Source organism: Roseovarius sp. (assembly GCF_027019125.1).
Lineage (GTDB): Bacteria > Pseudomonadota > Alphaproteobacteria > Rhodobacterales > Rhodobacteraceae > Roseovarius.
In genome coordinates this window covers 1-16,287 of record NZ_JALUXE010000028.1, presented here as the reverse complement: position 1 = coordinate 16,287, position 16,287 = coordinate 1, and the positions used below count along the sequence as shown (strand labels likewise).

Below are 16,287 nucleotides of genomic sequence, written 5' to 3'. Positions count from 1 at the left end.
GCACCATATCTGGTATGGACGAGGGGAATGGCCCCCGTCCGTAGAGCAGGCACCTAGCGCTTGGGGTGCAACGCCACCCCCGCGCTATAGCAAATGAGGCGGCGCCATGGCACTTTCCGAGCAGTTCTTGCAGGACGACATCCACCCCATTGATATTGTTGAACACATCGCCGAACACCACGAGTGGGAGTTCGACCGCATCGGCGACGATCAGATCGCCATGGCCGTCGAGGGCCAGTGGCGCACCTATTCGCTGACGCTCGCCTGGTCCGGCTATGACGAAACGCTGCGCCTTGTCTGCACCTTCGACATGGAGCCGCCTGCCGAAAAGCTGCCCGTGCTTTTTGAAATTCTCAACGAAATCAACGATGAATGTTGGGCGGGCGCCTTTACCTGGTGGGCCGAGCAGAAACTCATGGTCTATCGCTACGGTCTTGTGCTGGCGGGGGGGCAAGTGGCCAGCCCCGAGCAGATCGACACCATGCTGCATGCCGCCGTGTCGAGCGCCGAGCGTTACTACCCCGCGCTGCAACTCGCGATCTGGGGCGAGCAATCGCCGCGCGATGCGATGCAGGTGGCCATTGCAGAGGCTTACGGCCGCGCGTAACACTATCCCCCGCGAATGGATGACAAGAGCGGGGGACATATGACGATGCAGGATCTGGCCGAAAAAGGCCTTGTTTTACTTGGCTGTGGCAAGATGGGTAGCGCCATGTTGCAAGGCTGGCTCAAGGGCGGGTTGCCGCCCGCGTCGGTCTGGGTGCTGGACCCGAACCCGTCCGAGTGGCTGCGCGGCACCGGCGTGCATCTCAACACCGATCTGCCCGATGCGCCCGCTATCGTGCTGGTCGCGGTCAAGCCGCAGATGATGGGCGCGGCCCTGCCCACGCTGGCCGCCATGGGCAATGGCGCGACGCTCTTCATCTCGGTCGCCGCCGGCACGCCCATCGCGGCCTTCGAGGCGACGCTGGGCGACCAGACCCCGATCGTCCGCGCCATGCCCAACACCCCCGCCGCCGTGGCGCGCGGGATTTCCGCCATCATCGGCAATGCCCATGCGACTGCGGCGCATCTTGATCTGGCGGAAACCCTCTTGCGCGCCGTGGGGCAGGTGGTGCGGCTCGACCATGAGGATCAGATGGATGCCGTGACCGGCCTCTCGGGCTCTGGCCCGGCCTATGTGTTTCACATGATCGAATGCATGGCGCAGGCGGGCGCGGCGCAGGGGCTCTCGCCGGCGCTTGCCATGCAATTGGCGCAGGCGACCGTCGCGGGGGCCGGTGCCCTGGCCGAGGCGGCCGAGGAAACGCCCGCGCAATTGCGCCAGAACGTCACCAGCCCCAATGGCACGACGCAGGCGGGGCTGGAGGTGCTGATGCACCCCGACACCGGCCTGCCGCCCCTGATGCTGAAAACCGTTGCCGCCGCCACGGACCGCTCCAAGGCGCTGCGCAATGGCTGAGATCACATTCGACGACTTCCTCGCGGTGGATATTCGTGTGGGCCGCGTGACCCGCGCCGAACCCTACCCCGAGGCACGCAAGCCCGCGATCAAGCTCTGGGTCGATTTCGGCCCCGAGATCGGCGAGAAGAAATCCAGCGCCCAGATCACCGCGCATTACACGCCCGAGAGCCTGATCGGACGTCAGGTGCTGGCGGTGGTCAATTTCCCGCCCCGCCAGATCGGCAAGTTCCGGTCGGAAATCCTCGTGCTGGGGCTGAGCGATAGCAATGGCGATATCGTTCTGATACGCCCGGACCAAGACGTTCCCATCGGAGAGAGACTGCATTGAAACGGATTCTTATCACCCGCCCCATGCCTGAACGCGTGTTGGACGAGGCCCGCCGCCATTTCGAGGTTGAGACCCGCGACGACAACACCCCCCTCAAGCCGGGGCAGATGCGCGGCGCGCTGGCGCTTTATGACGGTATCCTCCCGACACTGGGCGATATGTTTCAGGCCGATGTCTTTACCGAGGCCGAGAATTCGCGCTGTCGCATCCTCGCCAATTTCGGCGTGGGCTATAACCATATCGACGTGGCGGCCGCTCGCGCCGTGGGCATTGCCGTCAGCAACACGCCCGGTGCGGTGACGGACGCCACGGCCGATATCGCCATGACGCTGATGCTGATGACCGCGCGCCGCGCGGGCGAGGGCGAGCGGCTGGTGCGCTCTGGCAAATGGCCGGGCTGGAACCCGACGCAGATGCTGGGCCTGCATGTCACGGGCAAGACAGTTGGCATCATCGGCATGGGCCGTATCGGACAGGCGATTGCGCGGCGCTGCCACTTTGGTTTCGGCATGTCGGTCGTCTATCACAACCGTTCGGCCAAGACGCTCGATTTCGACGCGCGCCAGCTTGGCTCGATCGAAGAGGTTGCGGCCAATGCCGATATTCTCGTCGTGGCGGTGCCCGGCGGCGCGGAAACCCGGCATCTCATCAATGCCGCCGTCTTTGCCGCCATGCGACCGACCGCGCATTTCATCAACATCGCGCGCGGCGACGTGGTGGACGAGGCGGCGCTGATCGCCGCGCTGCAAGAGGGGCGCATCGCCGGGGCGGGCCTTGACGTCTATGAGCGCGAGCCGATCGTGCCCGATGCGCTCAAGGCGATGGAAAACGTGGCGCTCTTGCCGCATCTGGGCACCGCAGCACTCGAGGTGCGCGAGGCCATGGGGCTGATGGCGGTCGAGAACCTGCGCGCCTTCTTTGCCGGGGAAACCCCGCCCAATCTGGTGAACTGATTTATGAAAGGGTAGCCCGCGCCCCTCTTTGAGCGCGGGCGCCTACTCGATCTGCCGCCCGCTCAAAACTTCGAAGGGTTCGAGCCGGTCGCCATTGATCCAGGCATATCCGCCCGTCTCGGTGCGCACCATCGCGTAAGGAGTCCAGCCGGTGCTGCGCCACCAGCTTTCATACTCGTTGGTCTCGGCGTTCACGCGCCATTGGCCATCGTCGCGGCGGCCATCGCCCAGCATGTAGACCGTGTTGCCGTCGGGCTGAAAGAACTGCTGATACTCGGTGCCGGACCAGCTTCCGACGATGGTATTGCCAGACAAGAGCGCGCTGATCTCGGCGGCGGTCATCTGCGCGGGTTGCGCTGTGACGGGCCAGCCAAGGGCCAGAAGCCCGGCGCTGAGGAAACCCAGAACAAGACGGCGATGCATGATCACACTCCTTTGTTGCGGAACACACTATCGCAAATCCCGCGCCGAGGCGCGACTCGATTCTTTTGGGCACCGCACCGGACTTGCCGCAACGTCACCCTCAAAATGCCGCGAAATCCTGAAATAGTTGATCCATATTGTGAGACAGCGCATAGAAAAATTAATACATTTGCGGCACAGAGAGCGGATGATCGATATGTCCTATCCCGCCTATTCCCGCGCCGAACGTCTTGCTGACGGGGCGGTGCATATTGCCGGTCTCTTGGCGGCGCTCACCGGTGTGGGGGTGCTCTTTGCCATGTGGGCGTTGCACATGGATGGGGTGACGCTGGCCTCGACCATCGTCTATTCCGGCGCGCTCTTGTTGATGCTGGGGGCCTCGGCGGCCTATCACCTCTATGCCCATACCGCCGCGCGGCCCCTCCTGCGCCGTCTGGATCATGCGGCCATCTATGTAAAGATCGCGGGCACCTTCACGCCGCTCAGCGTGCTTTTGGGCACCGCCTTTGGCTATGTCGTGCTGGCGGTCGTCTGGGTTCTGGCCATCTTTGGCGCCGTGACCAAGATCCGGGCCAAACCCGGCCAGATGCCGACCGGCTGGTTGCCCTATGTGGCGCTGGGCTGGGTCGGGGTGGCGCTCTTTATCCCGCTCACGCCGATTCTGCCGGGGCATAGCCTCGTGCTGCTGCTGACAGGTGGCCTGCTCTATACGCTGGGCGTGGTGTTCTATGCGTGGGAGAGTTTGCGCTTTGCCAATGCCATCTGGCACCTCTTCGTGGCCTTTGCCAGCGGGTGCTTTTTCATCGGAATCGCTTCGGCCCTCGCGACCCGCCTCTGACGGGGCGCGAGAGGTTACAAAATCACCGGGCAAACCTTACGATCTGTAAGGCCGCTCAGGCGTGCTTGCCCGCCATCAAGAGGCTGAAGACATCGCTGTTGCGGCAATAGTCCGGCGTTGTTTCCGCGGACGTGGTCCGTGCCAGCCATTGCTCGCAGGCGTCGGGATTGGCGCAGCCCGTGCAGGCCAGAACCACATCGCCCAAAGCCTCGAAGGTCATTTGCCCTTCCATGATTTTCTGTTCAAGATCAACGCCCAAGGTGTTGGCCATCCGGTCCACCAACTGTGCGTGACGTTTCAAGGTCGAAGTGCTTTGCATACTGTTGTCCCCTTGCTACGCCGGCACTGTGCCTCAGGTCGCAGCCGCGCACTTTGACTTCGATCAAATCGCCATTTCGTCGAGATAGGCGCGCACACAGTCCTGCACGTGGCGAAACCGGTCCCCACCCAGTTTTTTGCCGCCATACCAACGGGTTACGACCACGACATGATCGCGCACATCGGCGCGTTCCAGCATGCGCAGAATCACCTGGCCTGCCCCAGCCTCGCCGTCGTCGCCCTTGAGCGGGGTGCCGTCGCGGAGCAGGACCGCCCAGGTGTTATGCGTGGCGCGGGCGAACTTCTTGTCTTTTTTCAATGCCTTGAGGAACTCATCCACCGCCTCGCGGTCAGGGGCAACGCCGCCGGAGACCGCATAGCTCGATCCCCGTTCGCTCACCACGCCTTTTAGCTGTCGCATGTCACAGCCCGGCAGCCACCCGCCGCACGGTTTCGACCCGCTGGGCATTGGGCGGATGCGTTCCAAGGAAGCGATTTCCGGGATCGGGAAGCTGGCTAAAGAATTCCGCGCCCCGCACCGGGTTATAGCCCGCGTTATGGGTGATCACGGTGCCAAGGGCATCCGCCTCAAGCTCGAAATTCTTGGAATAGCTGCGCGCGCCAACCCCGGCCCCGATGTCGACCGCCTGATCCACCACTGACTGGCTTGCGCCGGTGATCGCCGCCAGACCGCCCAGAAGAATCGCCCCCGCCGCTGCATTCTGTTGTTGGCGCGGGATATGGCCCGAGATGTGGTGGGCCGCCTCATGCCCCATGACAAAGGCCAGCTCATCCTGATTGCGCACCTGCGCGATCAGGGGCAGCGTGAAGGCGAGGATGGGCTGACCGTTGCGGTCAAGGGTCTGATAGGCATTGGGCGGCTGACCGGGCCGGTCGTCCACGACAATCCGGAAATCGCAGTTGGCGCGCGGCGAACGCGCCCGGCACTCGCGCTCGGCTACGGGTTCAACCCGTTGAACCACCGAAATAAATTGATTGACCTGCGCGCGCGTTGGCGTTGTGGCCTTGGGGCGTGAGGTTGCTTGCGGCGCGGGTTGGCTTACCGGCCCCTGCTCTACCACATCGACACAGCCCACAAGTGCCACCAGCCCCACGAGAGATAACCACCGCATTCCACATCCCCGGTTCTGACCCATTTATTCATTTGTTTTAGCAGGGTTTCACGCCTCTGACAGGTCTTTTGCGCCGTGCCAGTCTCTGCTTGCAAAGAGCCGCCAACGCGGTAGGCTGAAGCCATGTTTTCCATAGAGCACGAATTCGACGCCACCGTGATCACCCTTGTCGACGAGGGGGCGGCGCCCTTGGGCGAGGACGTGATCATCAATGCCTTCGAGGAATGCGTGACGATCGAACAATACGATCCCCGCACCGATCGGTTGCACAAGATCACCTTGTCGATGGGGCAATTGCGCGACCTGCGCGCGGCACTCGACCTGCCCGAGGGGGTCTATATCCAAGCGCCGGACGCCAAATAGAAATTTAGTCGCCAATCTGGCGCAGGACCTCGGCGGCGGCCACGGTGGGCGTCATGTCGCCAGCCGCCACGCGGGCAGCATAATCCTGCATGGCGGCGCGTGCCGTGGGGGTTTCCAGCCGCGCCAGAAGGCCCTGACGCACCTCTTGCCCGAACCAGTAGCGCGCCTGTTCCGCCCGCCGCCCGTCGAAATGCCCGGTCTCGCGCCGCCAGTTCACCAGCGCGGTCATTTCGTCCCACGCCCTTTGCAACCCCTCGTCCTGCAAGGCGGATACGGTCATTGCCTTGGGATAGCCCTCTGGGTCCTGGGGCCGTTTGCGCAGGAGACGCAGCGCGCCCGCGTAATCCGAACAGGTGCGCATCGCCGCCGGTTTGAGATCGCCATCGGCCTTGTTGACGAGGATGAGATCGGCCATTTCCATGATGCCGCGCTTGACGCCCTGCAATTCGTCGCCGCCCGCAGGAGCGAGCAAAAGAACAAATATATCAGACATTTCCGCAACCACCGTTTCGGATTGCCCGACGCCCACGGTTTCGATCAGCACCACGTCGAATCCGGCCGCCGCGCAGAGTGTCACCGCCTCGCGGGTGCGGCGCGCCACGCCGCCCAGATGGCTCTGGCTGGGGGAGGGGCGGATAAAGGCCGCTGGATCACGGCTCAGCCGTTCCATCCGCGTCTTGTCGCCGAGGATCGAGCCGCCCGAGCGTGCCGAGGAAGGATCGACCGCCAGAACCGCCACGCGCAGGCCCTGCGCGGTCAACATCATGCCGAAACTCTCGATGAAGGTGGATTTGCCCACACCGGGCGTGCCCGACAGGCCAATGCGCACCGCCTGTTTGCCTGCGGTTTTCAATGCCTCCATCAGCGCCGCGGCATCGGCGCGGTGGTCCGCGCGCGCGCTTTCGATCAGGGTGATCGCGCGGGCCAAGGCCCGGCGGTCGCCTGCGATGATCCTCTGTGCGGTATCCGCAATATCCATGCGCTGCCCTTTTTGCTGTCGCCCGCCTTCATGCCTTGGCCCTGTGGGCCTTGTCCAGAGGCGAGAGGCCCGGCAAGCCTCTGGCCAAGGGCGCGCCGATGCCCGATAACGCGGGGCATGACGCCCGATCTTCCCATCCAAGAGGCCATTCCAGCCCTCATCGACGCGCTGCGCGCGCGCGGGCGTGCCGTGCTTCAGGCTCCGCCCGGTGCGGGCAAGACCACGGTCGTGCCACTCGAGATGTTGCGCGCCGGTCTGACGGAGGGCCGTATCCTGATGCTGGAACCGCGCCGCCTTGCGGCCCGTGCCGCCGCTGAACGGATGGCGCAGAACCTTGGGGAAAAGCCGGGGGAAACCGTGGGTTACAGGGTGCGCGGCGAGGCGCGCGTTGGTCCCAAGACCCGGATCGAGGTGGTGACGGAGGGGATATTGACCCGCATGATCCAAACCGATCCCGAGTTGCGCGGCGTCGGTGCGGTGATCTTCGACGAATTTCACGAACGCTCGCTCAATGCCGATCTGGGATTGGCGCTCTGCCTAGAGGTGGCGGGGGCGCTGCGCGAGGATCTGATCCTGCTGGTCATGTCGGCCACGCTTGATGCCGCGCCCGTGGCGCGGTTGATGGGCGATGTGCCGATGATCACCTCGGAGGGGCGCAGCTATCCGGTCGACATCCGCTGGCGCGACCGCCCCCGGCCCAAGACGCGGCGGTTTGAAGAGGCATTGGCCGATCTGGTGTGCGAGGCCGTGGCCGAGACAACGGGCGGCGTTCTGGTGTTCCTGCCCGGTGAGGGGGAAATTCGCCGTGCCGAGGCGCTCTTGCGCCCGCGTCTGCCCGGTGACTGCCAGTTGCGCCCGCTCTTTGGCGCGATGGAGTTCGCCGCGCAGCGTGCCGCGATCGCGCCCGTCACGGAGGGGCGCAAGATCGTGCTGGCAACATCCATCGCCGAGACCTCTCTGACCATCGAGGATATTCGCGTGGTGGTCGATGGCGGGTTGGCGCGGCGCGCGCGGTTCGACCCCGGTTCCGGCATGTCGCGGCTGGTGACAGAGGCTGTGACGCGCGCCGAGGCCACGCAGCGGGCGGGGCGCGCGGGGCGTGTGGCCGAGGGGCGATGCTATCGGCTCTGGACACGCGGCGAAGAGGGCGCGTTGCAGGCCTATCCCCCGGCGGAAATCGAGGCGGCGGATCTGGCGGGGCTGGCGCTGGAGCTGGCGCTCTGGGGCGCGGCCCCTCAGGATTTGCCGCTGCTGACCCCGCCCAATCCCGGCGCCTATGCCGAGGCACGCGCGCTCTTGGAAATGTTGGGCGCGCTGGATGCCACGGGGCGGATCACGCCGCATGGCAAGGCACTGGCGGCGCTGCCGCTGCACCCGCGTCTGGCGCATATGCTGGCCTCTGCGGGGCCGGAGGCGGCGACGCTGGCGGCGCTCTTGGCCGAGCGCGATCCGCTGGGGCGCGGCGCACCTGTCGATCTGGCGCTGCGGCTGAGTGCGGCGCGCGATCTGCGCGCCTTTGAGGCACGCCATGTCCATACGGTCAATCGTGGCCCGTTGGAGCGGATCAAGACCGAGGCGCGGCGTCTGGCGACGCAGGCCAGGGGCCAGGGGCAAGCCACGCGCAGCGATGCCGAATGTGCCGCCCTTGCCTATCCGGACCGGATCGGGCTGCGCCGCAAAGGGGATGCTCCGCGCTATGTGCTCTCGGGGGGAAAGGGCGCGGTGATGCCAGAGGGCGATCCGATGGGCCAGACCCGGCTGATCGTGGCCACCGATCTGGATGGCGACCCGCGCGAGGCGCGTATCCGGCAAGCCATCGCCATTTCCGAGGCGGAAATTCGCGGGCTCTTTGCCGAGCGGATCGTGTGGCAGGATGTCTGCCTCTGGGATCGGCGCGAACGGCGGGTGGTGGCGCGCAAGCAAGAGCGCTTTGGCGCGCTGGTGCTGGATGACCGGCATTGGCGGGACGCGCCCGAGGAGCGTATCGCGCGCGCCATGCTGGACGGGGTGCGCGATCTGGGTCTCAATTGGGGCGATCCGGCCCGGCGCTTTGTCGCGCGGGTGCAGTTGCTGCGCGACGGGGGGGCGGAGCTGCCGGATATGTCCGAGGCGGCGCTGATCGAGACATTGGACGACTGGCTCTTGCCCTATTTGCGCGGCGTGCGCAGCGCGCCGGAGTGGAAGAAGTTCGACATGCTCGATGCGCTGCGCGCGCGGCTGGATTGGGACCAGATGCAGATGCTGGACCGGGCGGCACCCGCGCAGTTCACCACGCCATTGGGTCGGAAAATCCCCATCGACTATAGCGGCGAATATCCCGAGATTACCTTGCGGTTGCAGGAAATGTTCGGCCAGACCACCCATCCGACGGTCGGGCGCACGCCCCTGCGCGTGACGCTCTTGTCACCGGGAAACCGCCCGGTGCAGACCACGCTCGATTTGCCGGGGTTCTGGGCCAGTTCCTATGCGGATGTGCGCAAGGACATGCGCGGGCGCTATCCACGGCATCCCTGGCCCGAAGACCCGACCGAGGCCGACCCCACGCTGCGTGCCAAACCTCGCAACATCCCGTGATTTGAATTCTGTGACGAAGTGTCCTATATGTTATCGTTACACAACGTTGCCCGAGCAGAGCAAAACCAGAGTGAACCAGGTTTTTCCCCAGACCGCGCCCGGCGCGGTGCATGCAGAGTCTGTCCTGCCTCGTCGGCAGGTGGCGGCGCTGTGCTGGCGCAAGCACAAGGGGCGTAAAGAGGTTTTGCTCATCACCAGCCGAGACACGGGCCGTTGGATCGTGCCCAAGGGCTGGCCCATCGAGGGGCTGACCGACGCGGAATCCGCGCTGCAAGAGGCATGGGAAGAGGCCGGCGTGCGCGCCGATGCCGACAAGGCACGTTTCATCGGGCGCTTTGCCTATGACAAGGGTCTGCGGGATGGGCGCACCCTGCCGGTCGAGGCGGATCTCTTCAAGGTCCGGTTGCGCGACGATGATGTCCAGAACCGTTATCCCGAGGCGCGCGAGCGTCGGCGGCTCTGGGTTTCGCCGCGCAAGGCGGCGAAACTGGTCAATGAGCCGGACTTGCAGGAAATCCTGCGCCGGTTCTGATCCCTCTCATTTCGGCATCAAGACCCAGTAATCCAGATCCAGCAAGACATGCGGCAGGTGCTTGCCGTCTTCGCCACGCAAGCTGAAGGGCGCGCCGCCCTTGGTTGCAACCAGGCGAAGGCGCAGCGCGCCCACACCCGGCGCCGATGTATCGGCGCGGTCCAGCACCTCGGACCAGGCGCGCACGGTATCGCCTGCAAAACACGGGTTGGCATGGCTGCCCGCGTTGATCGCCACCATCATCTGGGCATTGGCAAGGCCGTTGAACGACAGCGCCCGCGCCATCGAGATGACATGCCCGCCATAGATCAGCCGCTTGCCATCCGCGCGCGGGGTCGCGTCGAAATGCGTCTTGGAGGTATTCTGCCAGAGGCGCGTGGCCATCATGTGCTCGGCCTCTTCGATGGTCACGCCGTCGACATGGTCGATCTGCTCGCCAATTTCGTAATCGCCCCAGCGATGCGGTTCTCCGGCAAGGGTGAAATCGTAATGCGTGAAATCCAGCCCCGCCGGGATGATCAGATCGCTCGCCGTCACGCAGGGCGCGGTCTGCGGCACGTGATCGGCGGGGGGCGGGGCCGCCTCGTCGCGCTTGCGCACCATGACCCAACGGACGAATTCCATCACCGGCAGGTCGTGCTGGTTGAAGCCGGTGGTGCGCACATAGACCACGCCCGTCTTGCCCGAGGAATTCTGCTTGAGCCCGATCACCTCGGACTGTGCCCGCAGCGTGTCGCCCGCATAGACGGGACGCAGCCACCGTGCCTCGGCATAGCCCAGATTGGCCACGGCATTGAGCGAGATGTCGGGCACGGATTTGCCAAACACGATATGAAAGGCCGCCAGATCGTCGATCGGGCTGGCGGGCAGGCCGCAGACATGGGCAAATTCGTCCGAGGAATAGATCGCATGGCGTGCCGGATAGAGGGCGTGATAGAGCGCGCGCTCGCCCCCTGACACGGTGCGCGGCACCGCGTGGGGGATCACCTGCCCAAGTTCGTAATCCTCGAAAAAACGGCCCGGATTGGTCTTGGCCATGCTTATTGTTCTCCCAGCTTCATATCGGGGGTGTAGGTGCCGTCCTTGTCCTTGGTCACGGCCTGACCGCAGCGCATCACGCCATTGGCCGCGTCATAGGCATAGGTGGGATCGCCATAGAGCGACCAGCCCTTGTTGAGCGCGGCCGTGACCTTGTGACAAAATTCCGACGTGTCGTCGGCGCTGAGAAAACGGTAGAGTTTCATGGTTTACCCCGGAAACGGCCAGACGCCCAGCCAGTTGTGAACAAAGGTTATGGCGAGGAACATCACGATGGTAATGACCACCAGAAGGATATCCTTTTTCGCCTCTCCCGGTGCCGGGCGCACCCAGGCCTCGGAACGGGTGATCATCACCACTTCCAGCACCGCCCAGACGAGCAGCCCGCCGAAGAGGATGAGCGAGGCCAGATCGCCATTGACCAGGAGATGCGCCACCGCCCATACCTTGACCGCTGTCAATTGCGGATGGCGCATGGCCCCGCGCAGCCGCCCCTTGGTGGCGCTCATGCCATAGAGAAATACCGCCCCCAGCATCATCAGATTGTTGACATGCACCATCCAGCTGGGCGGATACCAGACATTGATGACGTCCGCCTGCCGATAGCCGATTACCATCAGCACCAGACCGGCCAGAATCCCCAAGGCGGCAATCCCCTTGCCCGCCCTCCCCAGACTTGCGCGCAGATCCGGAGCCACCCGTTTGAAGAGATGCGCCGCGATCCAGAGGATCAGCCCGAGGATGAGGTAAAACATGGGTGCTACTCCGCTGCCATTTCCCGTATCGCCTGGGCTTTGGCCAGAATGCGCTGTGCGGACACGACGTGCAGGTTCTCGACGATCTGCCCGTCCACCACTGCAATCCCCTGACCCGAGGCGCGGCTTTCTTCATAGGCCGCGATCTGGCGTCCCGCCAGTTCAATTTCGGAATTGGTGGGGGCAAAGGCGGTATTGGCGATTTCCAGCTGCGCCGGATGGATCAGCGTTTTGCCGTCAAACCCGAGGTCGCGGCCCTGCTCACATTCGAACTTGAGCCCGTCCCCATCGCGAAAGCGGTTGTAGACCCCGTCCACCGCGACGATGCGCGCCGCGCGGGCGGCCATCACGATCATCTGCAGCGACGCCCAGAGCGGCATGCGGTCGGCGCGCACGCGGCAACCGAGATCCTTGATCAGGTCGTTGGTGCCCGCTACAAGGCCCGTCACCTGGCGATGCGCCGCGATTTCGCGGGCGTTGAATACGCTGACGGGCGTTTCCATCATGGTCCAGATGGGCAGATCAGAGCCGATCACATCCGAAAGGTTGTCAACATCCGAGGGCGTGTTGACCTTGGGCAGAAGAATGGCGTCGGCGCCCGCGTCGCGCAGCGCGCGCGCATCCTCCAGACCCCATTCGGTCGTAAGCGCGTTGATCCGCACGATTTTGTAGCGATAGCCATAGCCACCCTGGCGCAGCGCCTCGACCAGCGTCGCGCGCGCGGCGGCCTTGGCATCGGGCGCCACCGCGTCTTCGAGATCGAAGATGATCGCGTCGGTGGGCAGCTCGCGCGCCTTTTCCAGCCCGCGCTCCTTTGAGCCGGGGATGTATAGCACCGAACGGTAGGGATGCATGCTGCTGTCCATGGGTCTGCCCTTTGATGGATTCTGTCTGTGGTAATAATCTTGCGCAGGAATGGCATTTTTCGGTGGAAATGTTCAAGCGATTTCTCGCCGCGATGCAGCGATGCGGTGGTTTCGCTCCTGCGTCCGGGCGCATTAACCCTTTGTTCATCAGCCTTTCGCCATGATGGGCGCGCGACGGCCGGGGGGCCAACCCAAGAGAAAGGGTGACTGATGATCAAGAGAGTGATGGCCGGTCTGAGCGCGGTGGTGCTGGCCCATGCCCCGGCGCAGGCGCAAACCGGGGCCTGCGCGCCGCGCGACATGGTGGTGCAGCGCTTGGCCGATGCCTACGGCGAAACGCGGCAATCCGTGGGGCTCGGGGCCAACAACATGGTGGTCGAGGTCTTTGCCAGCGGCACGTCGGGCAGTTGGACCATCACGGTGACGGGCAGCGATGGTGTCACCTGCCTTGTCGCCAGCGGTCAGGCCTATGAGCCCACCGCCGAAACCGGGCCGAAGCCCGGCAAGGGGGCCTAGAACGCCTGGAACAGCCCGTCCCAGATAAGCTTGATCCCGGTGATCGTCAGCAAGACATAGGTCACGGCAAAGAACGCGCGTTCCGGCATGATCCGGTGCGCCCGCACGCCGACCCAAGCGCCGAAGAGCGCGAAGGGCGCAAGGATGAGGTCGATCGTCAGCGTCTCTGCCGTGAAGAGGCCAAGCATCCCATAAGGCACCGCCTTGACGATGTTGAAGACAAAGAACATCAGCACCGTGGTCGCCTGATAGCGCGTCTTGTCCAGCCCACGCGACAACAGGTAGACCGCCGCAGGTGGCCCGCCGGCATGGCTGACAAAGCTGGTGAAGCCGGCCACCAGACCCGCCAGGACCCCGCTCCAACCCGGCAAGGGGGCCTGGCCCCGACGCATCACCCGCGCCTTGAGCACCGTTTGCCAGAGCACAAAGATCAGCGCGATTCCCCCGATCAATAGGCGCAAGAGATCGGCATCGGCGCTGCGGTAAAAGAGCATCCCAAGACCGATCCCCGGCACCCCACCAAGGATCAGCATCGCCACCTCGACCCGCCCCCATTGCCGCCAATAGGGGCGCAGGGTGGCCACGTCGATCAGCATGAGAATGGGCAGCATGATGCCGAGGGCCATCGCCGGAGAGACAAAGAGCGCCAGAATCGCTGCCCCGGCAAAAGACGCGCCAGAGCCAAAGCCACCCTTGGACACCCCGGCCAAGAGCGCCGCGAACACCCCGATTGCGATCACATCGATGCTCATCGTTCCGGCCCCTAACCTCTGCATCTGCCTGCACTTTCACGGTATACGACCGTATCCCGCTGTCACGCCGAGAATCCGCCGCAGTGCAGCACTCTTGCAAGATCGTTGAATTCGGACTAGGCCCAAGCGCAACTTTTCAACCGACGGAGAATGATCCAATGGCCAGACCCAAGATTGCGCTGATCGGCGCCGGACAGATCGGCGGCACGCTCGCCCATCTCGCCGCGCTCAAGGAACTGGGCGATATCGTCCTGTTCGACATCGCCGAAGGCACCCCCGAGGGCAAAGCGCTCGACATCGCGGAATCCGGCCCCTCCGAAGGGTTTGACGCGACGCTCAAGGGCACGCAGTCCTATGCCGATATCGCAGGCGCCGATGTCTGCATCGTCACCGCCGGTGTTCCGCGCAAGCCGGGCATGAGCCGCGATGACCTCTTGGGGATCAACCTCAAGGTCATGAAATCCGTGGGCGAGGGCATCGCCGCCAACGCGCCCGACGCCTTCGTGATCTGCATCACCAACCCGCTCGATGCGATGGTCTGGGCGCTCCAGAAGTTCTCGGGCCTGCCGGCGAACAAGGTCTGCGGCATGGCCGGTGTGCTGGACAGCGCCCGCTTCCGCCACTTCCTCAGCGTTGAATTCAACGTGTCGATGAAGGATGTCACCGCGTTTGTTCTGGGCGGGCATGGCGACACGATGGTGCCCTCCGTGCGGTATTCGACCGTCGCAGGCATCCCGCTGCCGGACCTGATCGAAATGGGCTGGACCACGCAGGAGAAACTCGACGCGATCGTTCAGCGCACCCGCGACGGCGGCGCAGAGATCGTCGGCCTGCTCAAGACCGGGTCCGCCTTTTACGCGCCCGCCACCTCGGCGATCGAAATGGCCGAGGCCTATCTCAAGGACCAGAAGCGCGTGCTGCCCTGCGCCGCCAATTGCGATGGCGAATTCGGCCTCAAGGACATGTATGTCGGCGTGCCGACCGTGATCGGCGCGGGCGGGATCGAACGGATCGTCAACATCAAGCTCACCAAGGACGAGCAGGAGATGTTCGACAAGTCGGTCGATGCGGTCAAGGGCCTGGTCAAGGCCTGCAAGGAAATCGACCCCTCGCTGGCCTGATTTCCCACTCTCAACACTTCTGGATCAGGGCCGACACGCGTTCGGCCCTGATTCTTTTTGGCCAGGGCCGCGGACCAATTTCCGTTTTGTGATCACACGATTTATCCGTGTGATCACAAAATGACGATTTTCACGCCAAAACCTGCCATTCCGCAAAAAACGATTTATAAACACGCATGATATATGCCACACCCTGTCCCAATCGCAGCAAAACGGGACAGTTTGATGAATATCCATGAGTATCAGGCGAAAGCCCTGCTTCGCTCTTACGGCGCCCCGGTGTCGGATGGCCGCGTCGTTCTGCGCGGCGAAGAGGCCAAGACCGCCGCGGGCGCGCTCGACGGCCCCGTCTGGGTGGTCAAGGCGCAGATCCACGCCGGTGGCCGTGGCAAGGGCAAGTTCAAGGAGGCAGGCGCCGGTGAAGCCGGTGGCGTGCGTCTGGCCCGTTCCGTGGAAGAGGCCGCCGAAGAGGCCAAGCGCATGCTGGGCCGCACTCTTGTGACCAAACAGACCGGACCGGCGGGCAAGCAGGTCAACCGCATCTATATCGAGGATGGGTCGGGCATCCAGACCGAGATGTACCTGGCGCTTCTGGTGGATCGTCAGACCAGCCGCGTGTCCTTTGTCTGCTCGACCGAGGGCGGGATGGACATCGAAGAGGTCGCCGAAAAGACGCCTGAAAAGATCCTGTCGTTCAGCGTCGATCCTGCGACCGGCTATCAGCCGTTCCATGGTCGCCGCATCGCGTTCAACCTTGGCCTCACCGGCGGTCAGGTCAAGCAATGCGTCAACCTGATGGGTATTCTCTACAAGCTCTTCCTCGACAAGGACATGGAGATGCTCGAGATCAACCCGTTGATCGTGTCGGACAAGGGCGATCTGAAATGCCTCGACGCCAAGATGGGGTTTGATTCCAACGCCATTTACCGGCACGCGGACATCGCCGAATTGCGGGACACGACCGAAGAAGACCCCAAGGAACTCGAGGCCTCGAAATACGACCTCAACTATATCGCGCTGGATGGCGAGATCGGCTGCATGGTCAATGGCGCGGGCCTGGCGATGGCGACGATGGACATCATCAAGCTCTACGGGGCGGAGCCTGCCAACTTCCTCGACGTGGGCGGTGGGGCGACAAAGGAAAAGGTCACCGAGGCCTTCAAGATCATCACCTCCGATCCGCAAGTGAAGGGCATCCTCGTCAACATCTTCGGCGGCATCATGCGCTGCGATGTGATCGCCGAGGGCGTGGTGGCGGCGGTCAAGGAGGTCGGCCTCAAGGTGCCGCTCGTGGTCCGTCTCGAAGGCACCAATGTCGAGAAGGGCAAGGAGA

At 64.0% G+C, this 16,287-nt stretch carries 21 protein-coding genes; 11 read left to right on the top strand and 10 right to left on the bottom strand.

The features are described from left to right. Nucleotides 1–106 precede the first annotated feature (106 nt). From MVC20_RS11570 to MVC20_RS11555, 4 genes are read left to right on the top strand one after another with little or no spacing between them, the layout of a single operon-like run. Nucleotides 107–607, top strand: a complete 501-nt coding sequence (locus tag MVC20_RS11570) for a YbjN domain-containing protein (RefSeq protein ID WP_297541503.1) — start codon at nucleotides 107–109, stop codon at nucleotides 605–607. Nucleotides 608–646: 39 nt separating this feature from the next. Next, a complete protein-coding gene (proC, locus tag MVC20_RS11565; protein ID WP_297541739.1) occupies nucleotides 647–1,462 on the top strand; it encodes a pyrroline-5-carboxylate reductase in 816 nt (271 codons plus the stop codon). Beyond that, nucleotides 1,455–1,793, top strand: a complete 339-nt coding sequence (locus MVC20_RS11560) for a tRNA-binding protein (protein WP_297541501.1) — start codon at nucleotides 1,455–1,457, stop codon at nucleotides 1,791–1,793. The genes proC and MVC20_RS11560 overlap by 8 nt, the downstream gene beginning before the upstream one ends. Next, the gene (locus MVC20_RS11555; RefSeq protein ID WP_297541498.1) at nucleotides 1,790–2,746 is read left to right on the top strand and encodes a D-glycerate dehydrogenase; all 957 of its coding nucleotides are present in this window, start codon (nucleotides 1,790–1,792) and stop codon (nucleotides 2,744–2,746) included. The genes MVC20_RS11560 and MVC20_RS11555 overlap by 4 nt, the downstream gene beginning before the upstream one ends. A 42-nt stretch (nucleotides 2,747–2,788) precedes the next feature. Here MVC20_RS11555 and MVC20_RS11550 read toward each other — a convergent pair whose 3' ends face one another. After that, on the bottom strand, nucleotides 2,789–3,169 hold the full coding sequence (locus tag MVC20_RS11550) for a hypothetical protein (protein ID WP_297541496.1): 381 nt from the start codon (nucleotides 3,167–3,169) through the stop codon (nucleotides 2,789–2,791). 187 nt (nucleotides 3,170–3,356) lie between these two features. Here MVC20_RS11550 and MVC20_RS11545 point away from each other — a divergent pair, with 187 nt between their 5' ends. Continuing rightward, nucleotides 3,357–4,007 (top strand): hemolysin III family protein, encoded by a 651-nt coding sequence (locus MVC20_RS11545; protein ID WP_037270090.1) that lies wholly within the window; start codon nucleotides 3,357–3,359, stop codon nucleotides 4,005–4,007. A 55-nt stretch (nucleotides 4,008–4,062) separates the two neighbouring features. Here MVC20_RS11545 and MVC20_RS11540 read toward each other — a convergent pair whose 3' ends face one another. The 3 genes from MVC20_RS11540 to MVC20_RS11530 all read right to left on the bottom strand — a co-directional run bounded on the left by MVC20_RS11540 (nucleotide 4,063) and on the right by MVC20_RS11530 (nucleotide 5,458). Beyond that, nucleotides 4,063–4,326 carry a DUF6455 family protein gene (locus MVC20_RS11540; protein ID WP_297541493.1) on the bottom strand — a complete coding sequence of 88 codons (264 nt, stop codon included), beginning with the start codon at nucleotides 4,324–4,326 and terminating at the stop codon, nucleotides 4,063–4,065. Nucleotides 4,327–4,389: 63 nt separating this feature from the next. Continuing rightward, nucleotides 4,390–4,746, bottom strand: a complete 357-nt coding sequence (locus tag MVC20_RS11535; RefSeq protein ID WP_297541491.1) for a YigZ family protein — start codon at nucleotides 4,744–4,746, stop codon at nucleotides 4,390–4,392. 1 nt (nucleotide 4,747) lies between these two features. Further along, nucleotides 4,748–5,458 (bottom strand): M48 family metallopeptidase, encoded by a 711-nt coding sequence (locus MVC20_RS11530; protein WP_297541488.1) that lies wholly within the window; start codon nucleotides 5,456–5,458, stop codon nucleotides 4,748–4,750. 123 nt (nucleotides 5,459–5,581) lie between these two features. Between MVC20_RS11530 and MVC20_RS11525 the strand changes: the two genes are divergently transcribed. Continuing rightward, complete coding sequence (locus tag MVC20_RS11525; RefSeq protein WP_296635074.1) at nucleotides 5,582–5,821, top strand: hypothetical protein; 240 nt, start codon at nucleotides 5,582–5,584, stop codon at nucleotides 5,819–5,821. A gap of 4 nt (nucleotides 5,822–5,825) precedes the next feature. On the opposite strand, the gene meaB is transcribed toward MVC20_RS11525, so the two are convergent. Next, nucleotides 5,826–6,800 (bottom strand): methylmalonyl Co-A mutase-associated GTPase MeaB, encoded by a 975-nt coding sequence (gene meaB, locus MVC20_RS11520; RefSeq protein WP_297541486.1) that lies wholly within the window; start codon nucleotides 6,798–6,800, stop codon nucleotides 5,826–5,828. 117 nt (nucleotides 6,801–6,917) lie between these two features. Between meaB and hrpB the strand changes: the two genes are divergently transcribed. Next, on the top strand, nucleotides 6,918–9,374 hold the full coding sequence (hrpB, locus tag MVC20_RS11515) for an ATP-dependent helicase HrpB (RefSeq protein WP_297541484.1): 2,457 nt from the start codon (nucleotides 6,918–6,920) through the stop codon (nucleotides 9,372–9,374). Between the two features lie 70 nt (nucleotides 9,375–9,444). After that, nucleotides 9,445–9,906, top strand: coding sequence for an NUDIX hydrolase (locus tag MVC20_RS11510; protein WP_297541482.1), 462 nt, complete (start codon nucleotides 9,445–9,447; stop codon nucleotides 9,904–9,906). A 6-nt stretch (nucleotides 9,907–9,912) separates the two neighbouring features. On the opposite strand, the gene MVC20_RS11505 is transcribed toward MVC20_RS11510, so the two are convergent. From MVC20_RS11505 to MVC20_RS11490, 4 genes are read right to left on the bottom strand one after another with little or no spacing between them, the layout of a single operon-like run. Then, nucleotides 9,913–10,944: a MaoC family dehydratase gene (locus MVC20_RS11505; RefSeq protein ID WP_297541480.1), complete on the bottom strand. Its 1,032-nt coding sequence runs from the start codon at nucleotides 10,942–10,944 to the stop codon at nucleotides 9,913–9,915. 2 nt (nucleotides 10,945–10,946) lie between these two features. Beyond that, nucleotides 10,947–11,150 (bottom strand): DUF1737 domain-containing protein, encoded by a 204-nt coding sequence (locus MVC20_RS11500; RefSeq protein ID WP_037270079.1) that lies wholly within the window; start codon nucleotides 11,148–11,150, stop codon nucleotides 10,947–10,949. Nucleotides 11,151–11,153: 3 nt separating this feature from the next. Then, on the bottom strand, nucleotides 11,154–11,699 hold the full coding sequence (locus MVC20_RS11495) for an NnrU family protein (protein ID WP_297541477.1): 546 nt from the start codon (nucleotides 11,697–11,699) through the stop codon (nucleotides 11,154–11,156). A gap of 5 nt (nucleotides 11,700–11,704) precedes the next feature. Next, entirely contained in the window at nucleotides 11,705–12,565 is an 861-nt protein-coding gene (locus MVC20_RS11490; RefSeq protein ID WP_297541475.1) for a CoA ester lyase, read from the bottom strand. 210 nt (nucleotides 12,566–12,775) lie between these two features. On the opposite strand from MVC20_RS11490, the gene MVC20_RS11485 reads away from it, so the two are divergent. Continuing rightward, nucleotides 12,776–13,081: a hypothetical protein gene (locus MVC20_RS11485; protein WP_297541473.1), complete on the top strand. Its 306-nt coding sequence runs from the start codon at nucleotides 12,776–12,778 to the stop codon at nucleotides 13,079–13,081. Here the strand turns inward: MVC20_RS11485 and MVC20_RS11480 are convergent. Continuing rightward, a complete protein-coding gene (locus tag MVC20_RS11480; protein WP_297541471.1) occupies nucleotides 13,078–13,833 on the bottom strand; it encodes a sulfite exporter TauE/SafE family protein in 756 nt (251 codons plus the stop codon). The genes MVC20_RS11485 and MVC20_RS11480 overlap by 4 nt on opposite strands. Nucleotides 13,834–13,991: 158 nt before the next feature. On the opposite strand from MVC20_RS11480, the gene mdh reads away from it, so the two are divergent. Both mdh and sucC read left to right on the top strand, forming a co-directional pair. Further along, a complete protein-coding gene (gene mdh, locus MVC20_RS11475; protein WP_297541469.1) occupies nucleotides 13,992–14,954 on the top strand; it encodes a malate dehydrogenase in 963 nt (320 codons plus the stop codon). 225 nt (nucleotides 14,955–15,179) lie between these two features. After that, nucleotides 15,180–16,287 (top strand): ADP-forming succinate--CoA ligase subunit beta (gene sucC, locus MVC20_RS11470; protein ID WP_297541467.1); only part of this gene is annotated, 1,108 nt, incomplete at its 3' end.

Excerpts from the sequence above, each read along its gene's own strand:
- MVC20_RS11545 (WP_037270090.1), top strand. The coding sequence starts at position 3,357 with ATGATCGATATGTCCTATCCCGCCTATTCCCGCGCCGAACGTCTTGCT.
- MVC20_RS11535 (WP_297541491.1), bottom strand. The coding sequence starts at position 4,746 with ATGCGACAGCTAAAAGGCGTGGTGAGCGAACGGGGATCGAGCTATGCG.
- meaB (WP_297541486.1), bottom strand. The coding sequence starts at position 6,800 with ATGGATATTGCGGATACCGCACAGAGGATCATCGCAGGCGACCGCCGG.
- MVC20_RS11480 (WP_297541471.1), bottom strand. The coding sequence starts at position 13,833 with ATGAGCATCGATGTGATCGCAATCGGGGTGTTCGCGGCGCTCTTGGCC.
- MVC20_RS11530 (WP_297541488.1), bottom strand. The coding sequence starts at position 5,458 with ATGCGGTGGTTATCTCTCGTGGGGCTGGTGGCACTTGTGGGCTGTGTC.
- proC (WP_297541739.1), top strand. The coding sequence starts at position 647 with ATGACGATGCAGGATCTGGCCGAAAAAGGCCTTGTTTTACTTGGCTGT.
- MVC20_RS11490 (WP_297541475.1), bottom strand. The coding sequence starts at position 12,565 with ATGGACAGCAGCATGCATCCCTACCGTTCGGTGCTATACATCCCCGGC.
- hrpB (WP_297541484.1), top strand. The coding sequence starts at position 6,918 with ATGACGCCCGATCTTCCCATCCAAGAGGCCATTCCAGCCCTCATCGAC.
- mdh (WP_297541469.1), top strand. The coding sequence starts at position 13,992 with ATGGCCAGACCCAAGATTGCGCTGATCGGCGCCGGACAGATCGGCGGC.
- MVC20_RS11505 (WP_297541480.1), bottom strand. The coding sequence starts at position 10,944 with ATGGCCAAGACCAATCCGGGCCGTTTTTTCGAGGATTACGAACTTGGG.
- MVC20_RS11570 (WP_297541503.1), top strand. The coding sequence starts at position 107 with ATGGCACTTTCCGAGCAGTTCTTGCAGGACGACATCCACCCCATTGAT.
- MVC20_RS11485 (WP_297541473.1), top strand. The coding sequence starts at position 12,776 with ATGATCAAGAGAGTGATGGCCGGTCTGAGCGCGGTGGTGCTGGCCCAT.
- MVC20_RS11560 (WP_297541501.1), top strand. The coding sequence starts at position 1,455 with ATGGCTGAGATCACATTCGACGACTTCCTCGCGGTGGATATTCGTGTG.
- MVC20_RS11500 (WP_037270079.1), bottom strand. The coding sequence starts at position 11,150 with ATGAAACTCTACCGTTTTCTCAGCGCCGACGACACGTCGGAATTTTGT.
- MVC20_RS11495 (WP_297541477.1), bottom strand. The coding sequence starts at position 11,699 with ATGTTTTACCTCATCCTCGGGCTGATCCTCTGGATCGCGGCGCATCTC.
- MVC20_RS11540 (WP_297541493.1), bottom strand. The coding sequence starts at position 4,326 with ATGCAAAGCACTTCGACCTTGAAACGTCACGCACAGTTGGTGGACCGG.
- MVC20_RS11525 (WP_296635074.1), top strand. The coding sequence starts at position 5,582 with ATGTTTTCCATAGAGCACGAATTCGACGCCACCGTGATCACCCTTGTC.
- MVC20_RS11550 (WP_297541496.1), bottom strand. The coding sequence starts at position 3,169 with ATGCATCGCCGTCTTGTTCTGGGTTTCCTCAGCGCCGGGCTTCTGGCC.